An 18,182-nucleotide genomic window follows, 5' to 3' on the forward strand; every position below is an offset into this window, starting at 1 on the left:
TCTCAGCCGCTCCTTGCCAGCAGTTCTTTCTCGATCACATCAATCAGCTCGGTCGTCATGTTGGACAGGGTCAACTTCTTCCGACCTTCATCGTAATAGACATCTGCGGCGGGATCCTTTCCAAGCGCTCCGCGTTCGAACTGCAATGACCAATTGGAGGCATCTCCTTTGATCCGAGTCTTCTCCTTCAGTGTCTTAGCGTTGACCGTAAAGTCGTCAGGAACCTTATTTTTTTCACTGTTCAAATAATCTTTCAGGCCTGCGATTTCATCAACCAGGTCAGCAGGAACATGAGCGACGGCGGCGTGAACAATGGAATCCAATCGTGCTGACTTGCCTGCTGCCAACTGCGTTTCAAGATACTTGATGACCGCCTCTTTAGCCCTGTAGCCAAAGCTTTTTAACGACTTTTTGTCGCGAAAGAACTTGGCTACGTTATCGATGGCGTTTTTTGTAGCACGGCCCGAAGCCACTCCCTTTGCACAACCCAGTGCGGAGATGAAGTAGTCAGATGCCTGACTGTCGCGGCCGCGGCTAATGAAGCATAGATAGGTTGAGTCGGCCTCCTCTACTGCCTCACTTTCCACCGTTTGGGGCTGTGCAGTAGCCATAGCCTGAATGGCCACAAAGCTACCCAGATTGATCCTGGCGGCTTGCTGAACTTTGCTCAGGTCTACTTCCTGAATCTCTTTAGGCACATAGTTTTCGTCCAACTGAATTCCACCACGCTCCTTCATGCTAGCGACAAGGAAAAAGTTGGAAGCTCCAGAAGAGTACTGAGCACACAGGATATGCCCACCAGTCGACAGCACCTGAAGACCGGCCTGTTCGACCAATTGATCCATAGCCAAGTGAGTCAGATCGATGAATTGATCCTCATCATCCTGGGTGGCTACGAATTCGGTAAAACGTCTCGGAAATGGACCTTGCCGTTCATCATTGGCGAACTGACCGTAGACCACACTGTTACCTTCTTTTCCGATGAGACCGTGAATGCCATTCACCAGAAATTGTAACGCCGGATTTTCGGTGTTGAGCACCACATCCTTTTTCACCACGTCGGAGATAAAGCTCGTCTTCGCCAGTTTTTTGAAACTGTGAATGATGGCGGTTTTCAGTGTAATCATGGGTCGAATTCCGTTCCGATAGCATCAATATGGAATCACTGAAAATACCACCTTACCCAACAAACTTCAGGGCTTATCTCAACGGGTTCAAGCGCTGAAGGGAGTCCTTGCCTACCTACTGAGCGTAGTCGAGATTGCCATATAACTGTACATTCATACAGTACAATTATCCAGTCCGTTCGTCCTCTCTGAATAAGGCAACACCCACAAGCTCATTTCAGAGCCGAGGTGACCGGCAAACGTTACGTCCGTGAAATCGATTCAGACACCTTCCCCCAAAATGATCACCAATTGCGGACAGGGCCATTCCGAATCTCTCCTATATTGACTACTCCGGGGGTCGGCATGGCTCGACTGCCGGAAAGGAAATTTTCTCTGTTAGCTCGTTCAGTCCAAAGGAAATGTGATGAGAGTAGCGATCTTGGATATCCAAAATTTCCGCGGTATCCGTGCAGGAAGCGTTCACTTTAAAGACCATCCTGTGCTGATCGGGGCTAACAACACCGGCAAAACTACGGTGATAGAGGCACTGACGCTTCTTCTAGGAAGGGAGCGGATGATTAGGGAACTCACCGAACATGACTTTTATGGTTCAGATCCCCAGCCTACCGACCGGATAAAGCTTGTAGCCACAATCACAGATTTTTCTTCCGAAGACCCTTATCAAAATACCGATTGGTTTAGAGACGGTAGAGGCGTGCCTAAATGGCTGGACGAAACCAACGGTACGATCAGCGCGGTTCGCACAGAACAAGCTTCGAGGCTTTGCTGCCAGATTGGCGCTCAAGCTTATTTTGACCGCGACTCGCTGTCGGTCGAGGTGGTTCGTTACTTCCACGATCACGAAAATCCGATGGATCCCTTCGCCGAGGACTCGCCTGTAGGCGTTCCTCCACGATTGATAAAAGAAATTGGGTTTTATCTCGTACGAGCGAGCCGAACCTGGGACAAAGTTTTTTCATGGGGGAGTGAGCTGTTCCGGCGCACGCTGCAAGCAGCCGCAGCCCAACCGTCCGAGGCCATTTTAGCTGAGCGTGATCGGCTCAGAAGCCCGGAAGCCCCGATCGAGAACGACGATCGAATTTCACCACTGATCCAGAACGTCAACGCTGAATTAGCGAGATGCATACCGAATGCGCCTCTTGTTCAACTGCGGGTGACGAGCACTGATAGCCGATCGCTTCTCGACTCTGTCGCTGCACATTTCGCTGTCGTCGGAGGACTGGGCGTGCCCGCCGCCAGACAAGGCAGCGGTTTGGTGTCTCTGCAAGGTTTGTTACTACTTCTGGAACTAGGTCGAGGGCGTGCAGCAGCGGGTGAGGGATTTCTAATGGCCCTGGAGGAGCCTGAGCTTCATTTGCCCCCAGCAGGACAGCAGCAGTTGGTGCAACGAGTGCAAGCGCTTTCAACCCAGACCTTCATAACTACGCATTCGCCATTGATTGCAGCGGTATCGGATCCTACCTCTGTATTGATTCTGCGAAATATTGACGGCCAACTCTCGGCCCTTCCTTTTTTGGCGGAGCCGTTGCAACCAGATGCTCAGAACTGGAAGAGGAAGTTTTTTCAACAAAGTCGTGTGGATGTCCTGTCGGCTTTAATGCACCCGTGTGTATTGGTGCCTGAAGGCCGTGCTGATTTCCAATTACTGAAAACGGTGCTGCGGCCGTTGATGTTGACCGAGGGTTGGTCCACGAGCATGCCATCTATGTTTGGGCTGGAGGTCGGAGTCGTTCCCACTGAGGATGCCAAAGTGGTAGAGACGTTCCAGTTGCTATCAGCTACCCATCACAACGTCTGCTGTCTGGTGGACGGTGACAGAGACGGTAAGCGCTACATCACGAACCTTCTGGCAGAGTCCACTGCTCCCTCATCAATAATACGGTGGGCAGACGACGAAATGATCGAAGACGCCATCGGCTGGATTCTGGCTGCGGATGGAGACCAAGTTGTCGAGAGGCTTACGGAGTTGACGGAGGTTGCTCCCTCGACGGTATCTGACATCGTCACCCATTTAAAAAATAAGAAAGTGGACGTGATCTGCTATGAGTCGGTGGCAGACGCAATAGTTAACTCACCTCTCTGTCGCGCCAGAGCAGCAGAGTTGTTCAGCTGTTTAGCTATGGCCTGCGCGGGAACTGCTAGCGCCCATTTCGCCGCCGACCCAGAGGGTGTCTGGGTATTCCAACCATGACAATTCAATCTTTTTCCGGCGCGGCGGGTTGTGGAAAGACTCATCAGTTAATGGCAAACCTAGCAGCAAGATTGGAAAGACAGCCTCTACAGGCGTTTCAAAAAGTTTTGGCGTTGACCTTTATGCATGGGTCGCGGAGGCGTTTGGACGATCGATTGGGCGATGTCGACCTTCTACGTCGGCAGTACGAGTGCACAACAATCGATGGATTCGCTTGGCGAATCGTCAGTAGATGGCAAGCACTCATCACCAGATTGGAAATGGGATATCCAAAAGTTAATGATTATGAAGCGGTGTGCCAAGTCGCAGCGGATCTTCTGTCTCACGATATGGTTGTCCGCTGGATAGCCGCGACGTATCCCATCGTGGTAGTGGATGAAGCTCAAGATCTCACGCCAAACCGACTGCGAATAGTGCAGTCAATGGCTACCCATGTTGACCTATTGATCGCAGCAGATGAGTTTCAATGCCTGATTGAGGAGCTCCGTCCTAACCCAGCCTGCGAATGGTTAACTGCTATTGGCCAAGACGCACTTTTGCAGCAGCCTAGGCGTACCTCAGATCAAAACCTCCTTGCCGCCGCCGGCGCTATCCGATCAGCACAGGCTCCAGAGCCAAACGGGCTCTTCAAGATTTACCCAACTCCCAAGGCAGCCCTCGCAGCGTCTTTTGTTTCCAATGGCATAGCTTGGAATACAAGGGGGAATCGGGTCGCGATTATTACTCCAACAATGGGGCAATTTGCTCTCGATATCCTCGAGTGGGTCACTACCAAAACGACAGGGAAAGGCAACGGTCCCTACAACATCATTCTGGAAGAGTCTGAGACTAAGCTCGCGGACGCATTCATTGCCGGCCTGGGTTTGCCTGACCAATCCACACTGGCAGAAGCATACACGTTGATGGAGGGAAAACCTGCCGCAATCACTCAAGACTTTGTACGTTGGCTAGAGAAGCAGCGTCGGGCTAAGGGAAAGACTCATGTCCATCGCGAAGAAATGGAGGATACGATACGGCACTCGTTTTCAAACCAACGACGGTTAAGCTCGCGGGATGGGCCTGGTATTAGAGCGCTCACCGTTCATGGCGCAAAAAACAGAGAATTTGATTTCGTCATAGTGCTTTGGCCTGCCGCAATTCGTGGAAATGACGAGCAAAAGAGGCGGCTACTCTACAATGCAGTCACCAGAGCAAAACACCAGTGCATCGTATTGGTGCAAGTGCCAAGAGCAATGACGCTTCCCCCATTCTCCGGCCGAGCGGAGTTTGCTTGAATGAGAGTTCGCGCTCACTACTGTGTGCCCTTTGTTGCGGTAGAAACAAAGTCGTTAGCCGCCGCAATGCCAGCAGCACTTGGACGACTTTTATGGGCGGAGCTTTGAGGTATCTCAAATTCGTCTGCTTGAGGCCAGTGAACTCCCAAACCTCGAACTAGGTAGCGGTTCGTACGGGAGAAATCAGATTCTTCCGAAAAATTACCCTGCCTGAAGGAGATCATTCGCAGATCGTAGAGTCGGGTGATTGCGTCTGCAATGTGGTGTCTTTTAACCCCAGTAATCAGCACTAACTTGTCGTAGGAAAGCACTGCGATCCCACCACGTTTTGAATCCCTGTACGCAAGCAAGGCGATGTAAATCTTTAATGCCGACAATGACGCTCTGCTGAAATTAAACTCAGTGAGCATCAGAATTTTGCCGCCGAGCGATCCATCGTAAAGCCAGCGTTTCGGGATTTTCGCCCAGCCTTTATTTTCCAGCCAGCCGCAAATCTGGATGCTCGATCCCTTCCTGAGAGCCTGTGCTTTTCGCTGAATGAGTTCCTCCGTCTCCAGTCGTTTCAACGCTTTCGCAACGGTTGGGCGTGACAAACCTGTGAGCCGAATCAGCTCCTCATAAGTCACGCTCGCATTCCCCGTGGGGAAATCTGCTCGGCAGCACAGTGCCAAGTAAAGCTTGAGCGAAGAAATGCATACATTTCTAGCTGACTTGTCCTCCGTCATCCACAAGGACTTTAGCGAGTAGGACTCATCTTCAAACTTGCCGAGTCCACCTTCACGTATCCAGTCGATAGGCAGCTTGGCCCAATCCGAGACGGGACGGCTCACTTCAATTTTGCTCATTTCGACCTCCAGGTGTGCACTAGTAAACCAGCGCTCAGAAGCAAGATACAGCACAACGCCAGCGTCAACGGATCAGCCGAAAGCGCCTTATCAATTACAAACAGTATGGAATTCATTGCCTGAAACCTCAGAAAAAATGGCTACAGGGGAAACGTTAACGCTAAGTGCAGCTTGCTATCTAGATATAGGCGTCCAGCAAAAACAACCTAACTATATGAAAAATAAGGTAATATGTTATTTTTTATTAGTTAATATGAGATTTTTTTAACATACGTTTTTCTGTATATTTTTTGATCAACTCAAGCTCAATTTCATATTTACATATGAAGCGTTCAGCAGACTGTTTCGCACACACTTTTTTTCTTAGCTCAACGCATGCTGAGTGCGGTATCCAGATCTGTGCGCAGCCTTCGGCCCGGACCCATCAATACATAAATCGTATTTTTCGTCTCAAACAGACACCCATGAGTGAAGGAAACCGCCAACGTAGAGCTGACCCAATCACCAGGGCGGAAGCGGCTTTTGCTATCTTCGATGACCGTCAGGGCGTTCATCAAAGCAGGGATTAGCCCTCTATCGGCAATTGTTTGTAGTTGAGCGGGAGTAACGTCGATGTCCAAAATTGCCCAATCAGAAACGAGGCAATAAGGACGCGAAGGAAAATGCAGATTGGCGAAAGCCACTGCATCTGAATCGGCGAGCCGACAGCCATTGAGGCTCTCACCCGCGGAAAGCAGAGAAATTAAGCCTGCCAAATTCATTCGTTCCTCCGGTCTATCAAAAAACCGATTTGAACGAGAAGCCTCCTTCAGCATAGCCCCCACGGAATCGCCAGGTATCGATACCGACGAGCAACCGCATTATTAGCCTTCCTGTACGTTACGGAAGGGCGTGACTTCGATTGGCGGCGTCACCGCACAAAGTGGTTTGCGCCAATAGCCAACGCTGTGCCATTGACCGTGCTTGAACCCAACCTCGGGGTAAGTGCCGATATGGGTAAACCCGAGCGCTTCATGAATACCTATGCTCCCCGCGTTGGGTAAGGCGATGCCGGCATAGGCTGCATGAAACCCCTGTTTTTCAAGGAGCGGTAGAAGTCGCTGATAAAGCGCGCGACCAATCCCTTTGCGGTGAACAGCCGGGTCGATGTAGACGGTGACATCTACCGACCAGCGATAAGCTTCCCTGGCTCGATGCTGACTTGCATAAGCGTATCCAACGACCCTGCCATCCAGTTCCGCTACCAGGTAGGGGTACATCGGCAGCGTTGCCGCTATACGTTCCGCCATCTCGTTGACAGTTGGTGGGATCAGCTCAAACGAGATGACTGTGTCCAAAACCATTGGTGCATAGATAGCCTGGATGTCAGGGGCATCAGCGGGTGTAGCAACCCTCACTTTGTAGTCCATGTCTCTCCTTGCTGCCCCCGTAAAGAGGCGTGATTGAAGGGTTGTCCCGTACATCAGGATGTCGCGCTTGATCCGCGTACTTCGCCTCGAAGAGAGGACGGCTCACTGAATTGGGAGCTTTTGCTCTTGGAGACCAGGTTGCGGGATATCCACAACAACCTCTTTACCGGCGAGAACCTTGGCCAGAAATAGCGCCGTCAGCCCACCAAAAAACTGCGAAATAATGAACGGCGCTGCATCTGAGATTCGAATCCCGGAGAACGTATCGGTGAACCCACGGGCAATCGTCACAGCCGGATTCGCGAAGCTTGTGGAGGACGTGAACCAGTAGGCTGCGACAACATATGCGGCAACCACTTGAGGCACTTTTGCCTTGTGATATTTATCGCACAGCAAAATTGTCAGCACCAATCCCGACGTGGCAAGGTACTCACTGAACCACTGCGAAGGGCCGGTGCGAACGTGGTGGGAGAACTCAACCAAAGGCAGCTCGAACATGAAGTGCGCGGCGAATACACCGAATATCGCACCCGTCGTTTGAGCCGCCACGTATGGACCCAGATGCTTACTGCTCAGCCCTCCGCGCAAGTAGTCGACAACAGAGACCACCGGGTTGAAGTGCGCGCCTGAGAAAGCGGAGAAGCACAGGATCAACACATACAAGCTCGCACCAGTGGCCAGCGCATTGGCAAGAAGCGCTAGCGCATCGTTACCGTTCGCCAGGCGCTGACCCATGATTCCAGAACCAACTACGGTGCAAAGCAGAACCGCTGTGCCAAGAAACTCAGCCAAGATCTTCCTTGAAGTACTCATTGGGTAGGCTCTATGAGTGGAGATGTGAGGAGGAACGGCTACTGACCAAGCCAGTAGCCGCAGGCGTCATTAAGAGCAGCAGGACTTGGGCTTAACGGGCTGAATTCCCTCTACGACATACAGTGCTTCGTCTGCGGAAAGGTAGGCATCCTGTGAAGCCAGCTCCGTGGGTACGCCGCGCTTGTAAACTCGGCCACTATCTCCGGTGAGTTCGCGGCCAGGCCCTCGGTAGATCACCGTCGCAGGTGCCCCATTCTGAACTTCGGGTTTGGTACCGGTGACAGTGACGGAATAGAACCGGACAGAGCCAATTCGCTTGGTGGAGGCGTCGTTTCTGGCTTCAATCTTTATTCCCGTCAGACCGACCTCCTGAAGCTGTTGATAGAACTCCTGCTCCTGAAGCACGCCTGAGTAGCAGGCCGACCACAGCTTGGTGTCCTGTTTCAGCTCATCAGGAATGGCGATATCTGAAACGTTGTCAGATATCGCGAAACGTCCACCTGGTTTCAGCACTCGATAAATCTCAGCAAAAACGTTTTGCTTTTCGGTCTCGCCAACCAGGTTGATCACGCAGTTCGAGATCACCAGATCCACGGACTGGCTGTCTACAAGAGGCTTGGACTGGGCGCTTTCACTGATGAACTGCTCGAAGTTTTTCCACGATGCCCAATCAGAACAGGGTTCCGAAAGCAGGCGCTCTTCGGCGAGCTCTTGGTCGACTTTCAGGTTGCTCGCGGATGCCTTGTAGAAGTGCAAAGGTGCACTATTCGTTGCCTTCTCAAAGGCCTTCGCTTCTTCACGAGCGATCTGCAACATGCTTGGGTTGATGTCGATACCAAAGACGGCACCGTTACTGCCGGCGATTTGGGCAGCGACGTAGCAATTCAGACCGGCCCCTGACCCCAAGTCCAAGACGACATCACCTTCGCGCACATACTTGGTCGGATTACCGCACCCGAAGTTGGCTTCGATGATTCGCTTTGGAATGTTCTTCAGGTACTGGGCACCGTAAGCGTCGCTGCAGCAGCTTTCAGTCAGCTGCGATTCAAGGACAACGTTGCCGTTGCTCAACGCCTCGGTGTAGTCCGCGATGATTGTGTTTTCAATTGCAGAAGTCATTACTCACATCTCCCGTTTAGCAGCACGAAGTACCATCAGCGCAGCACGATTCCTCGGCAGAGCCTGCGATGGGCACAAGCCCTTTGGTGACCTTGGGATCCCGGATTGAAGGCGTGTTGCAGTCGAAGAAGCCGCTCTTCTCCAAGGCTGGCTCGACATAGCAACGCACGGGGATGAATTGGCCTTGGTAAGGCGCTGACATCAGCAGGTTGAAGGTTTTCTCACACACCGCTGTACGGACGCCACGCTGGTAGGTATGGCCGTCGTCGTCGACCGTATGCTTCCAGGGACCTTTGTAGATAACGGCATGCCCCTGGTCGAGGCAAACGCCGGCCTTACCTTTGTATGCGCTCACGGTGAACAGTCGGAACTCAATGCCATCCTGAATGGAGACAGGCACTTCGGATGCCAGCTCATAAGTGATGCCATGAAAACCCGCTTCGCAAAGCTGCTCAGCAATAGCAGACTCTGTGAGCACGTTGCTGCACTCCAACCCCTCAACTGTGAAGGCCCTGAGCGATACGGCTTTCTCATCAGACAGAATCGCCGGGAATACCAGTCGACCATGACGTTGCAATCGCTCGTAGAGCGATTGCGCGATTCGGCCAAATTCGGGCTCAGCATTGAACCCTTCCCAGTAAATGTTCGCGAACACGGCCGCGGCGGGATCGGCTCCATTCGCACTCGAACTGAACGCTACGCCATCAGCCTGCCCCAACTGGGCTCTGAGTTCGTCATAGCGGCTCGCGGAGCAGATGAACAGAGTGTCTTTGCCATCCTTCAGCGACCTGTTCAATGCCTCGTTATGCGCGCGCCAGGCAATATGGCCCGGCACCTGGAGACCATCAGTTTGGTTGGCCAGCCTGAGAGCTGCCTGCAACAAAGTAAGTGACGACATCTGTTATCTCCTTAGCATTTCAGGCAGCAACGTTTGAACACACCTTCTTCTGGCGGTGTGACCGAGTCCATGAAGAGCTTGTCCAGGCGGGAGTCCGAATGCTGCCAGTCGAAGTGAAACTCGTGCTCCTCCAACTGCAACTCCTTCACCGTGTCGTTGTTGAGCAGCGGTGAGCCTTTATAGAGATGCAGCCGAGTCTCAAACTGGATGGGGTCGACGATGTTCTCCAACTCGTTGCGAGCAATGAAATCGTGCAGCTCGGCCATGTCTTCAAGGCTCACCCAAGGGTTGAACGTGATGAAGGTCGGGTTAACCTTGACGCCGGCCTCCTTCAGAAACGCCAACGCCTCCTCGATCATGGGCACGTTCATTTCCTTGAAGACTTGGTCGAGAACTTCCTGCTTGGGGAACTCCAACGCGGTGGTGATGAAAGCAAGCCCGAGCTGCCCCATTTCCTTGATGGCGTCTTTGTTCTCCAGAATATGATCCACGCGAGTGGTGAAGTCGTACGTGAGGTCGGGGAATTGCGAATGCAGAGTCCGGATGATTTTCAAACCGTGCTTCTTGGCATTAAAAAAATCGGCATCCGTGAAGGTGAGGTGAGTCATTCCCTGTGCGACGAGGTTCGCCACGTCGCGCTCTACAAGATCGTCAGAGACCAAAAGCACCTTGCCGTCGTAGGCTGCATACACGGAACAGTAGGAGCACTTGTGGTGACATCCGCGTGACCCTTCCACTCCACCCACAACTTTCTTTTCGCCGAGCAGCTTCTCCAGCTGAGGTTGTGGGTATTTGTGTAGAGGCGGTGCCAAGTCCCTGCGCGGCAGGCGGAACCCGTCACGGATCAACTGAGGCACAACAATCTCACTGGAAAGGCCGCGAGTCCGATCGATCACTCCGCGCAGATCTTGTCCCTGTTCGCCACTCAGGTGTTTAGCCAAGCTGACAATGGGTTTTTCCCACTCGCCGGCGATCGCATAGTCACCGTATTTGGAGGCCAGGCTTTTTGCATTGATGGTCGCGTATTGACCGAAGAAGCAAATTTTCTGGGTGGGCTTCGCTTCTTTAAGCTGCTTGGCCAGCTGCGTTCCCGCAGTCAGAGAGTCAAAAAGCGGTACGCAGATGAAGACCAAATCTGCGTCGCTAAATCTCTCTAGGGAAAGCCCTTCAACGTAGATATCGATCAGCTGCGCGTCGATATCTGCATCGAGTAGAGCTGTGATTGCAGATATCGCGTTGAGCGGTTGATACCCCCCTTCGAATGTACTTGCGACCAGGTACTTCATTCTCTTTCTCCTTGAGCTCAGGCACGACGATTCGGTGACTGGAGTCACTGATGGTTTTGTAGGAATTCGAAGTTAAAGCGAGATCAGCAGAAGGACTGCCAAGCCTATCAATGCTTGTAGGACTGAGCCGGCGGTCACTAGGCGCATGTACCTGCCGGTGCTGTATTCGGGAAAGGCGTCGGTTTTGACCAACCAGTAATAGCTGTCGTTAGGGAGAATGGCGACGAAGGATCCCAGGCATACGGCGAACGTGACGCTCATCAAATCCACTCCGCTCGACGCCAAGATTGGCGAGAGAACAGGTGGGATGGCAGCAAAGGTCGCAAGCGAAGAACCATTCAGTGTTTTGAATACCGCTGCCAGCAGGAAGACCCCAACCAAAATATGCGTGGTGCTGCCCGACGTGCTGAATGCCTGCTGAATCAGATCCTTGGGAAGCACCATACCGAGGGCTTGGCCCAACGCAGACGCACAACCTATGGTGAACAATAACGAGCTGGTTCTACGCATTGCTTTGGACAGCAGATCTTGAACCTCGCCAGATTTGCAGCTAATTGCGATCAATAACGATGTGGCGATCAGCGCACCGGCGGGAGTAGTGAAGAACTCGATTACGGAGTGTTGATTCTTTGGGATGGTGTACCCGGCGATCAGGAGCACGAAAAATACAGCCAGAGGCAGAATTACTTTGATAACCGAGTCCTGAGAATCGGTTGGATCAGTCGGATCACTGGGGGATGAAAAGTCCGAGCGGGTCGTCCAGTAAGTCCAGATCGTTCCGGTAATCCACGTGACGACGGTGAGCAGCAACCCTAGATACAGAAACTTTGGGTCATGAGTATTGGCTCCCAGCCCAATCCCGATGATCAGCGGGCCTGCGGGCATCAGAAGCTTGAACCCTGAGTAACATCCGATCGCGATGTACTTCCTGTGTTGCCCCGCAATGGGAGCAAGAGAGGCGTAGGCCGTATCGGGACAAACCATTCCAGCGCCCAGCAGGGGTGAGAGAGAGATACCGAATTTTCCGAAAGACGCACTTCCTTGCGTCGAGATCCACCCTGCAATGAAAAACGCGCTCAGGATGACGATGGCGAAATAACCGAGATTGCTCCCGAAGCCTTTGCTCAGCGATTGGAATACGTCCCCGCTGCTACTGCCGGCAAGAAGTGGGATCAGAATCGCGCCCAGTAGCATCGCGACAGGGAGAGGAATGGAAACGCTGCTCCATAGGTTCCGTAACCGGGAGCCTGTTTTCGTCCTAAGCGCTTCTACCAACATCCTTGTACCTCCAAGCGTTACCGCAACCGCCTCTGAAAGGCCCGCAAGCCATACCTCCAATTCACAATCGCAAAATACGTTGCGCATCGCAACTAATATCTTGGAACAATTTCGTCGACCCTTATGCCCAAAAAATGTGTCGCTACGACTGCTAAGGTGGTATTAGCGTTTTCCCCGGAATTGCGAGCCGAGTGCTATGCCAAAGATTGATCAGATCGACCAGGATGCCGAACAGCTCTACGAAGCGCTGAGTCACTTGGTTCGCGTCTACCAGTTTCGTGACAGAGACCGCAGCTGCTGCGAAGGACTGTCCGTCACTCAATGCTACGCGCTAGAGCATGTGATCAAGGCTGGGCCTGTTCGGGTTCAATCGCTGGCCAGCGAGCTTTTTCTCGACAAGAGTAATGCCAGCCGGCTGGTCGATTCGCTTGCCAAACAGGGCTTGGTTCAACGCGTACCGGACGCAAGTGACGGCCGTGCGCTTGCAATCACCGTGACGCCCGAAGGCATGGCCATCTACGAAAGCATTCGGTCGGACTTGGTGGGAGAAGCTCGTAATCTAGCCTGCGACTTATCGAAAGAAGCACGTGCTGGCGCGATCGAAATGCTACGCCGCTTCGCCAAAGCCACCGAACAACGCTGCGGCCTGAAAGACCTTAGTCGTGACGAATATCTACCAAGCAAATGCTGCTGAAATAGCAAAAGCTATCCTTCTCCCGAAAAATCGCACCGTCTCTAGACCTGTAAAGTCTGAGAAAAAAGTGACCATCACCTAAAGTCTTACGAATGTCTCAAAAAATTCTGTTCTTCCCAATGTCCATGCCCGACGAGACCTTTCACTCACGAGTTACCCGATATCATTTACTTTCGGGAAATAGAACTGAGCGTGAGACTTTTAAAGATCTTTTTGGTGCCGAACCATTTGTTATCAAAATTATCCCTAAACGAATCGAAGACCTTGCGGAGAAGCTTCCTGGCGACAGGAGCGATAATCTAAATGAGTTGCTTGCGTGCAACACCATTCTTCCTGCTTACAAGCCGTTTTTAGGCATCTCCAAAGTCAATGATGGCAATAGCACCTCGCTCGTATCCAGACTTCCTCGTAGAGAGGTAAGTTTTCATAGCATGGCTAAGATTTGCCTTTCCTGCGTCCAATCGGATCTTATTGAGACGGGGCATTCGTACTGGCACCGATCTCATCACATTCCGGGCGTAACAGCTTGCTGGAGACACGGTGAGACTTTATTGCAGGCCTGTCCAACTTGCACTCATCCGTTTTACCGAAAAAACAAGCTATTACCTATGTTAACCAGTTCCTGCGTATGCGGCTGGAGACCATTAGTCTCACACTCTCCTTCGAGAGTGCCGGAAATCGAGCAAAAATTTGCGCAGTTCGCAAAGGACCTTCTGCATAGCGACTTGCCGGCAGTTCCATCTGGGGTATTAGCCGCATGCTATCGTCGACAAGCCAAGAAAAATGGGTTTGCTCGTGGAAACCTAATGGCGACGACGCAAATGTTCGAAAGTATCCAATCAAAATTTGGTCATGATTTTTTGTCGAGAATTGATAACGCGTACGCGTCAGGCAAGTACCATCAGTGGATAAGAACCACCACTGTTAATGATCAGCTAGATATGCCCATCACCCGACACCTCATCATTTCTCTTCATTTATTTGGGGACGTGAAGACATTTAAAAAGAGAATCACGGAAGAGCTAATACTATTTACTGGAACAAAGTCCAGAAAACCATACAACAAAACAACCCCTAACACTACCAAGGCACTTCATCGCCTGAAAGTTAACAACATCATAGAAGCCCGCACGGGAGCAACCTTGGATTACTTATGGAAACATGCGTATCAAGCTACCCTTTGGCTCACAGCAAACGATAAAAAATGGCTTTTCGGAGTACTCTCAAAAAAAGTAAATTCTGCGTTAACAGAAGAATCAAAAACCAATAAACTCGACAGTGAATACGCAGACATCATTAAAAACGGTGTTAATGAGCTTTATAAAATCAGCAAAACGCAGATCCGCGTTAATCTTGGAAACATGCTTGCATTGCTACCAAAGAGAATAGCAGGCGTCCCTAAACGAAATAGCCTATTTCCCCTCGTATCCGAACAGCTCGAAACTAATTTTGAATCAGTGTGGCACTTCCGTTTGCGCAGAATTATTTCAGTGCTATCAGAAATGCACCGTCTGAAATTAACTCCCACTATTACGAACCTGGTTCAACTGTCGTCTTTGCCTAATCAAGCTTGGCGCGCACTCATTAGCTACTTCGAATGGGATGTGGAAAAAATGGTGAGCGAAGGAATAGATGTTGAAAAAGAATTGGCCAAAGCATGCGTCACCCGCCAATGGGAAGGCCCTCCTGGGTACCAAATGTCCCTCGGAGGACGATCCTACACCAAGCAAAAAAGTTAACTAGCCACCTTTCTAGGCCTGCATTCCCTTCGCTTACATGGGGAAATTTAGCGATTCCGGCAAGCGATCCTCGGCCTGACCTTCTTCACTGGAGGGTGACGCATCTAACCACCCAGCACATTCGCTTTACCGTATATTCGAATTATCGTATATTCGATTTCCCATATGCGTGAGGTGTGGTCATGAGCGCCCCCATCAAAGTGCTTTTTATCTGCGTTGCTAACTCCGCTCGATCTCAGCTGGCCGAAGCACTGCTTAGACACAGCGACGCGCGTTTCGAAGCGTTCAGTGCAGGTTCCGAACCGACTGATGTTGATCCTCGAGCCGTTGCCGAACTGGCCCACGTCGGCATTGGCGCCGAAGGCCTGCGTAGCAAGTCCATCGAAGAGTTTCGTGACGAGCATTTCGACTACGTGATCACCCTCTGTGACAAATCTGCGCGTGAATGTCTGGCGATGCCCCAGGCAGGTGAAGTACTCGCCTGGGACTTTGAGGACCCAGTGAGCAGCTCTCACCCGGACGCCTTCAAACACGCCCTTCACGATATCCACGAACGCATCAAACTATTTGTATTGGTTAAAACCAAGCACCTGGAGGACTCATGAGCGAGGTAATCACCCCTACCGTTTTGTTCAAAAGCCTGGCAGATGACACCCGGACCCGAATCACGCTGCTAATCGCCCGCGAAGGTGAACTCTGTGTATGCGAGCTGACTGCCGCTCTGGAGCAGAGCCAACCCAAAATATCTCGGCACCTGGCGTTGCTGAGATCCTCGGGGTTACTGGCGGATCGCCGGCAGGGCCAATGGGTTTACTACCGGCTCCATCCGGAGCTGCCGACCTGGGTCATCGAAGTGCTCAAAGGTGTCGTCGATGCCAACCAGCATTGGTTGAACACAGAAACAAAGCGGCTCTGTGAAATGAATGATCGTCCAGTCAATCAGGCCGTGTGCGACTGATCCAACCTTCGAAACGAGTCGCTCGCATGCTAATCGCTCTACTCATTTTCATTGTCACAATCGTTCTGGTCATCTGGCAGCCTAAAGGGCTAGGTGTTGGCTGGAGTGCCTCATTGGGTGCCGCCCTTGCTCTGTTGAGCGGCGTAGTTAGCCTTGGCGATATCCCGGTGGTATGGAATATCGTTTGGAACGCCACGGCGACGTTCATCGCCGTGATCATCATCAGTCTGCTGCTCGATGAGGCAGGTTTCTTCGAGTGGGCAGCTCTACATGTCGCTCGCTGGGGAGGCGGCAGCAGTCGCAAGTTGTTTGCCTTCATCATCTTGTTGGGAGCAGCTGTGTCGGCCCTGTTCGCCAATGACGGTGCGGCGCTGATCCTTACTCCTATCGTGATCGCCATGTTGCTGGCCCTGCGCTTTTCACCCGCAGCGACTCTGGCATTTGTGATGGCCGCAGGATTCATTGCTGATACAGCGAGTTTGCCGTTGGTGGTTTCCAACCTGGTGAATATCGTCTCGGCCGATTACTTCAACATCGGCTTCAGCGAGTACGCGGCAATCATGGTGCCGGTCAACCTGGTCAGCATCGCTGCAACGCTGGGAATGCTCCTGTGGTTTTTCCGAAAAGACTTACCCAAGACTTATGACCTGACGCAGCTCCATGCCCCTGAGGATGCGATTCGAGATCGCGCAACGTTCGTGGCTGGATGGTGGGTGTTGCTCGCCTTATTGGTCGGATTCTTCGTTGTAGAACCCCTGGGTATCCCAATCAGTGCCCTTGCTGCTGTCTGTGCACTGGTTCTCTACGTTATCGCCGCCAAGGGTCACGCTATCAACACCAGCAAGGTCCTCAAGGGTGCCCCGTGGCAGGTCGTTATTTTCTCGCTGGGCATGTACCTGGTGGTCTATGGCTTAAAGAACGCCGGCCTGACGGACTACATTGCTCAGTTGCTCAACGTGTTCGCCGGCTACGGCATTTGGGGGGCTTCGCTGGGCACAGGTCTTCTGACTGCCGTGCTGTCTTCAATCATGAACAACATGCCAACGGTGCTGGTCGGCGCTCTTGCGATCCATGCAGCGGACGTTACTGGCGTCGTTCATCAGGCAATGGTCTACGCGAACATTATTGGTTGTGACCTCGGCCCGAAAATCACCCCTATTGGCAGCTTGGCCACTTTGCTCTGGCTGCATGTGTTGGCCAAAAAAGACATCACCATCAGCTGGGGTTACTACTTCAAGACGGGTGTTGTGATCACGCTTCCAATCCTCATTGCCACCCTGAGCGCCTTGGCTTTGCGCCTCAGCTTTTGAATCCAGGAGATCGCTATGAAAGTCCTATTCATGTGCACCCACAACAGCTGCCGAAGCATCTTGTCCGAGGCAGTTTTCAACCACCTTGCCCCTGAAGGCATGGAAGCAGTCAGCTCCGGAAGCTTTCCAAGTGGCCGGGTAAACGCACGAGCGATTCAAACACTCAACGCTGCCGGCATTCCTACGGAAGGCCTGAGCAGTAAAGCGTCCGACGCCTTTGAAGGATCGCCACCAGACATCGTGATTACCGTGTGCGATCGCGCTGCCGGCGAAGCCTGCCCGATCTTCTTCGGCCCGGCGCTCAAAGCCCACTGGGGGCTGGCAGATCCCTCCGAAGCTACCGGATCGGAAGAGCAAATCGAGGCAGCGTTCCAGAAAACCCTGAGCAAAATCCAGGAACGGGTCAAAGCCTTCCTTTCTTTGCCTTTCGCTACGTTGAGCAAAGACGACCTCAAAGCTGAGCTTTCCCGCATCGGCACGTTGTAAGCCAAGTGCCGCAGGGGCCAGGAGTCACTATGAAAGACCATTTCCCAAACATCGAAGCAGACCTCATCGACGTCCCAAGCCTGGAACGACTTACCCCGCGTGAGCCTTCCACGCACAAGCCGCGGATCCTTCTGATCTACGGTTCGACGCGCGAGCGCTCGTTCAGTCGACTTGTTGTCCAGGAAGCCGCTCGGCTGCTGGAGCACTTCGGTGCCGAAACACGAATCTTCAACCCGTCAGGATTACCACTGCCTGATGATGCTCCGGATACCCACCCCAAAGTCGCGGAACTCCGAGAGCTAATGCAGTGGTCTGAAGGGCAGGTGTGGTGTTCTCCGGAGCGTCATGGATCGATGAGCGCCGTTTTTAAAGCTCAGATCGATTGGGTGCCTTTGGCGATGGGCGCAGTACGTCCAACCCAAGGTAAAACTCTCGCAGTAATGCAGGTTTGCGGCGGCTCTCAGTCTTTCAACGTGGTGAATCAGTTGCGAGTTCTGGGTCGCTGGATGCGGATGGTGACAATACCCAATCAGTCCTCAGTGCCCAAAGCGTTTACCGAATTCGACGAGGATGGGCGTATGAAGCCTTCGTCCTACTACGATCGCCTGGTCGACGTGATGGAGGAGCTGATGAAGTTCACCCTGCTATTGCGTGACCGTCAGGATTACCTGGTAGACCGTTACTCGGAACGCAAAGAGTCGGCTGAAGAGCTGTCGAAACGAGTGAATCAGCGCTCCATCTAAGGATCTCAT

At 52.3% G+C, this 18,182-nt stretch carries 18 protein-coding genes; 9 read left to right on the top strand and 9 right to left on the bottom strand.

The features are described 5' to 3' along the window. Positions 1-2: 2 nt before the first annotated feature. On the bottom strand, positions 3-1,127 hold the full coding sequence (locus PS14A_RS25575) for a nucleoid-associated protein (RefSeq protein ID WP_212617495.1): 1,125 nt from the start codon (positions 1,125-1,127) through the stop codon (positions 3-5). 406 nt (positions 1,128-1,533) lie between these two features. Here PS14A_RS25575 and PS14A_RS25580 point away from each other — a divergent pair, with 406 nt between their 5' ends. Both PS14A_RS25580 and PS14A_RS25585 read left to right on the top strand, forming a co-directional pair. Then, positions 1,534-3,321 (top strand): AAA family ATPase, encoded by a 1,788-nt coding sequence (locus PS14A_RS25580; protein WP_212617496.1) that lies wholly within the window; start codon positions 1,534-1,536, stop codon positions 3,319-3,321. Continuing rightward, the gene (locus PS14A_RS25585) at positions 3,318-4,595 is read left to right on the top strand and encodes an ATP-dependent helicase (RefSeq protein WP_212617497.1); all 1,278 of its coding nucleotides are present in this window, start codon (positions 3,318-3,320) and stop codon (positions 4,593-4,595) included. Before PS14A_RS25580 ends, PS14A_RS25585 begins: the two co-directional genes overlap by 4 nt. A gap of 17 nt (positions 4,596-4,612) precedes the next feature. On the opposite strand, the gene PS14A_RS25590 is transcribed toward PS14A_RS25585, so the two are convergent. From PS14A_RS25590 to arsQ, 8 genes are all read right to left on the bottom strand, one after another. Then, positions 4,613-5,440, bottom strand: a complete 828-nt coding sequence (locus PS14A_RS25590; RefSeq protein ID WP_212617498.1) for a winged helix-turn-helix transcriptional regulator — start codon at positions 5,438-5,440, stop codon at positions 4,613-4,615. A 368-nt stretch (positions 5,441-5,808) separates the two neighbouring features. Next, positions 5,809-6,201, bottom strand: coding sequence for a hypothetical protein (locus PS14A_RS25595; RefSeq protein ID WP_212617499.1), 393 nt, complete (start codon positions 6,199-6,201; stop codon positions 5,809-5,811). 102 nt (positions 6,202-6,303) lie between these two features. Continuing rightward, positions 6,304-6,849, bottom strand: coding sequence for an arsinothricin resistance N-acetyltransferase ArsN1 family B (locus PS14A_RS25600; protein WP_212617500.1), 546 nt, complete (start codon positions 6,847-6,849; stop codon positions 6,304-6,306). A gap of 102 nt (positions 6,850-6,951) precedes the next feature. After that, positions 6,952-7,662: an MIP/aquaporin family protein gene (locus tag PS14A_RS25605; RefSeq protein WP_212617501.1), complete on the bottom strand. Its 711-nt coding sequence runs from the start codon at positions 7,660-7,662 to the stop codon at positions 6,952-6,954. A gap of 69 nt (positions 7,663-7,731) precedes the next feature. Further along, on the bottom strand, positions 7,732-8,781 hold the full coding sequence (gene arsM / locus PS14A_RS25610) for an arsinothricin biosynthesis methyltransferase ArsM (RefSeq protein WP_212617502.1): 1,050 nt from the start codon (positions 8,779-8,781) through the stop codon (positions 7,732-7,734). Positions 8,782-8,797: 16 nt separating this feature from the next. Beyond that, positions 8,798-9,679, bottom strand: a complete 882-nt coding sequence (locus tag PS14A_RS25615) for a methyltransferase type 11 (RefSeq protein ID WP_212617503.1) — start codon at positions 9,677-9,679, stop codon at positions 8,798-8,800. 11 nt (positions 9,680-9,690) lie between these two features. After that, the gene (arsL, locus tag PS14A_RS25620) at positions 9,691-10,965 is read right to left on the bottom strand and encodes an arsinothricin biosynthesis radical SAM protein ArsL (RefSeq protein ID WP_212617504.1); all 1,275 of its coding nucleotides are present in this window, start codon (positions 10,963-10,965) and stop codon (positions 9,691-9,693) included. A 72-nt stretch (positions 10,966-11,037) separates the two neighbouring features. Further along, positions 11,038-12,243: an arsinothricin export permease ArsQ gene (gene arsQ, locus PS14A_RS25625; protein ID WP_212617505.1), complete on the bottom strand. Its 1,206-nt coding sequence runs from the start codon at positions 12,241-12,243 to the stop codon at positions 11,038-11,040. A 196-nt stretch (positions 12,244-12,439) separates the two neighbouring features. On the opposite strand from arsQ, the gene PS14A_RS25630 reads away from it, so the two are divergent. The 7 genes from PS14A_RS25630 (at position 12,440) to arsH (ending at position 18,173) form a co-directional block, all read left to right on the top strand. Then, positions 12,440-12,937: a MarR family transcriptional regulator gene (locus tag PS14A_RS25630; RefSeq protein ID WP_212617506.1), complete on the top strand. Its 498-nt coding sequence runs from the start codon at positions 12,440-12,442 to the stop codon at positions 12,935-12,937. A gap of 92 nt (positions 12,938-13,029) precedes the next feature. Further along, positions 13,030-14,676, top strand: a complete 1,647-nt coding sequence (locus tag PS14A_RS25635; RefSeq protein WP_212617507.1) for a TniQ family protein — start codon at positions 13,030-13,032, stop codon at positions 14,674-14,676. Between the two features lie 182 nt (positions 14,677-14,858). Next, the gene (locus PS14A_RS25640; protein ID WP_212617508.1) at positions 14,859-15,281 is read left to right on the top strand and encodes an arsenate reductase ArsC; all 423 of its coding nucleotides are present in this window, start codon (positions 14,859-14,861) and stop codon (positions 15,279-15,281) included. Continuing rightward, positions 15,278-15,634, top strand: a complete 357-nt coding sequence (locus PS14A_RS25645) for a metalloregulator ArsR/SmtB family transcription factor (protein ID WP_169858144.1) — start codon at positions 15,278-15,280, stop codon at positions 15,632-15,634. The genes PS14A_RS25640 and PS14A_RS25645 overlap by 4 nt, the downstream gene beginning before the upstream one ends. Positions 15,635-15,660: 26 nt before the next feature. Next, the gene (locus tag PS14A_RS25650) at positions 15,661-16,944 is read left to right on the top strand and encodes an arsenic transporter (RefSeq protein WP_212617509.1); all 1,284 of its coding nucleotides are present in this window, start codon (positions 15,661-15,663) and stop codon (positions 16,942-16,944) included. A 15-nt stretch (positions 16,945-16,959) separates the two neighbouring features. Continuing rightward, complete coding sequence (locus PS14A_RS25655) at positions 16,960-17,430, top strand: arsenate reductase ArsC (protein ID WP_212617510.1); 471 nt, start codon at positions 16,960-16,962, stop codon at positions 17,428-17,430. Between the two features lie 29 nt (positions 17,431-17,459). Further along, entirely contained in the window at positions 17,460-18,173 is a 714-nt protein-coding gene (arsH, locus tag PS14A_RS25660) for an arsenical resistance protein ArsH (RefSeq protein ID WP_212617511.1), read from the top strand. The last annotated feature ends 9 nt before the right edge of the window (positions 18,174-18,182 follow it).

Origin of the sequence: Pseudomonas sp. 14A (genome assembly GCF_018132745.1) — a bacterium.
In the GTDB taxonomy this organism is placed as follows: Bacteria; Pseudomonadota; Gammaproteobacteria; order Pseudomonadales; family Pseudomonadaceae; genus Aquipseudomonas; species Aquipseudomonas mercuritolerans.

Excerpts from the sequence above, each read along its gene's own strand:
- PS14A_RS25575 (WP_212617495.1), bottom strand. The coding sequence starts at position 1,127 with ATGATTACACTGAAAACCGCCATCATTCACAGTTTCAAAAAACTGGCG.
- PS14A_RS25580 (WP_212617496.1), top strand. The coding sequence starts at position 1,534 with ATGAGAGTAGCGATCTTGGATATCCAAAATTTCCGCGGTATCCGTGCA.
- PS14A_RS25585 (WP_212617497.1), top strand. The coding sequence starts at position 3,318 with ATGACAATTCAATCTTTTTCCGGCGCGGCGGGTTGTGGAAAGACTCAT.
- PS14A_RS25590 (WP_212617498.1), bottom strand. The coding sequence starts at position 5,440 with ATGAGCAAAATTGAAGTGAGCCGTCCCGTCTCGGATTGGGCCAAGCTG.
- PS14A_RS25595 (WP_212617499.1), bottom strand. The coding sequence starts at position 6,201 with ATGAATTTGGCAGGCTTAATTTCTCTGCTTTCCGCGGGTGAGAGCCTC.
- PS14A_RS25600 (WP_212617500.1), bottom strand. The coding sequence starts at position 6,849 with ATGGACTACAAAGTGAGGGTTGCTACACCCGCTGATGCCCCTGACATC.
- PS14A_RS25605 (WP_212617501.1), bottom strand. The coding sequence starts at position 7,662 with ATGAGTACTTCAAGGAAGATCTTGGCTGAGTTTCTTGGCACAGCGGTT.
- arsM (WP_212617502.1), bottom strand. The coding sequence starts at position 8,781 with ATGACTTCTGCAATTGAAAACACAATCATCGCGGACTACACCGAGGCG.
- PS14A_RS25615 (WP_212617503.1), bottom strand. The coding sequence starts at position 9,679 with ATGTCGTCACTTACTTTGTTGCAGGCAGCTCTCAGGCTGGCCAACCAA.
- arsL (WP_212617504.1), bottom strand. The coding sequence starts at position 10,965 with ATGAAGTACCTGGTCGCAAGTACATTCGAAGGGGGGTATCAACCGCTC.
- arsQ (WP_212617505.1), bottom strand. The coding sequence starts at position 12,243 with ATGTTGGTAGAAGCGCTTAGGACGAAAACAGGCTCCCGGTTACGGAAC.
- PS14A_RS25630 (WP_212617506.1), top strand. The coding sequence starts at position 12,440 with ATGCCAAAGATTGATCAGATCGACCAGGATGCCGAACAGCTCTACGAA.
- PS14A_RS25635 (WP_212617507.1), top strand. The coding sequence starts at position 13,030 with ATGTCTCAAAAAATTCTGTTCTTCCCAATGTCCATGCCCGACGAGACC.
- PS14A_RS25640 (WP_212617508.1), top strand. The coding sequence starts at position 14,859 with ATGAGCGCCCCCATCAAAGTGCTTTTTATCTGCGTTGCTAACTCCGCT.
- PS14A_RS25645 (WP_169858144.1), top strand. The coding sequence starts at position 15,278 with ATGAGCGAGGTAATCACCCCTACCGTTTTGTTCAAAAGCCTGGCAGAT.
- PS14A_RS25650 (WP_212617509.1), top strand. The coding sequence starts at position 15,661 with ATGCTAATCGCTCTACTCATTTTCATTGTCACAATCGTTCTGGTCATC.
- PS14A_RS25655 (WP_212617510.1), top strand. The coding sequence starts at position 16,960 with ATGAAAGTCCTATTCATGTGCACCCACAACAGCTGCCGAAGCATCTTG.
- arsH (WP_212617511.1), top strand. The coding sequence starts at position 17,460 with ATGAAAGACCATTTCCCAAACATCGAAGCAGACCTCATCGACGTCCCA.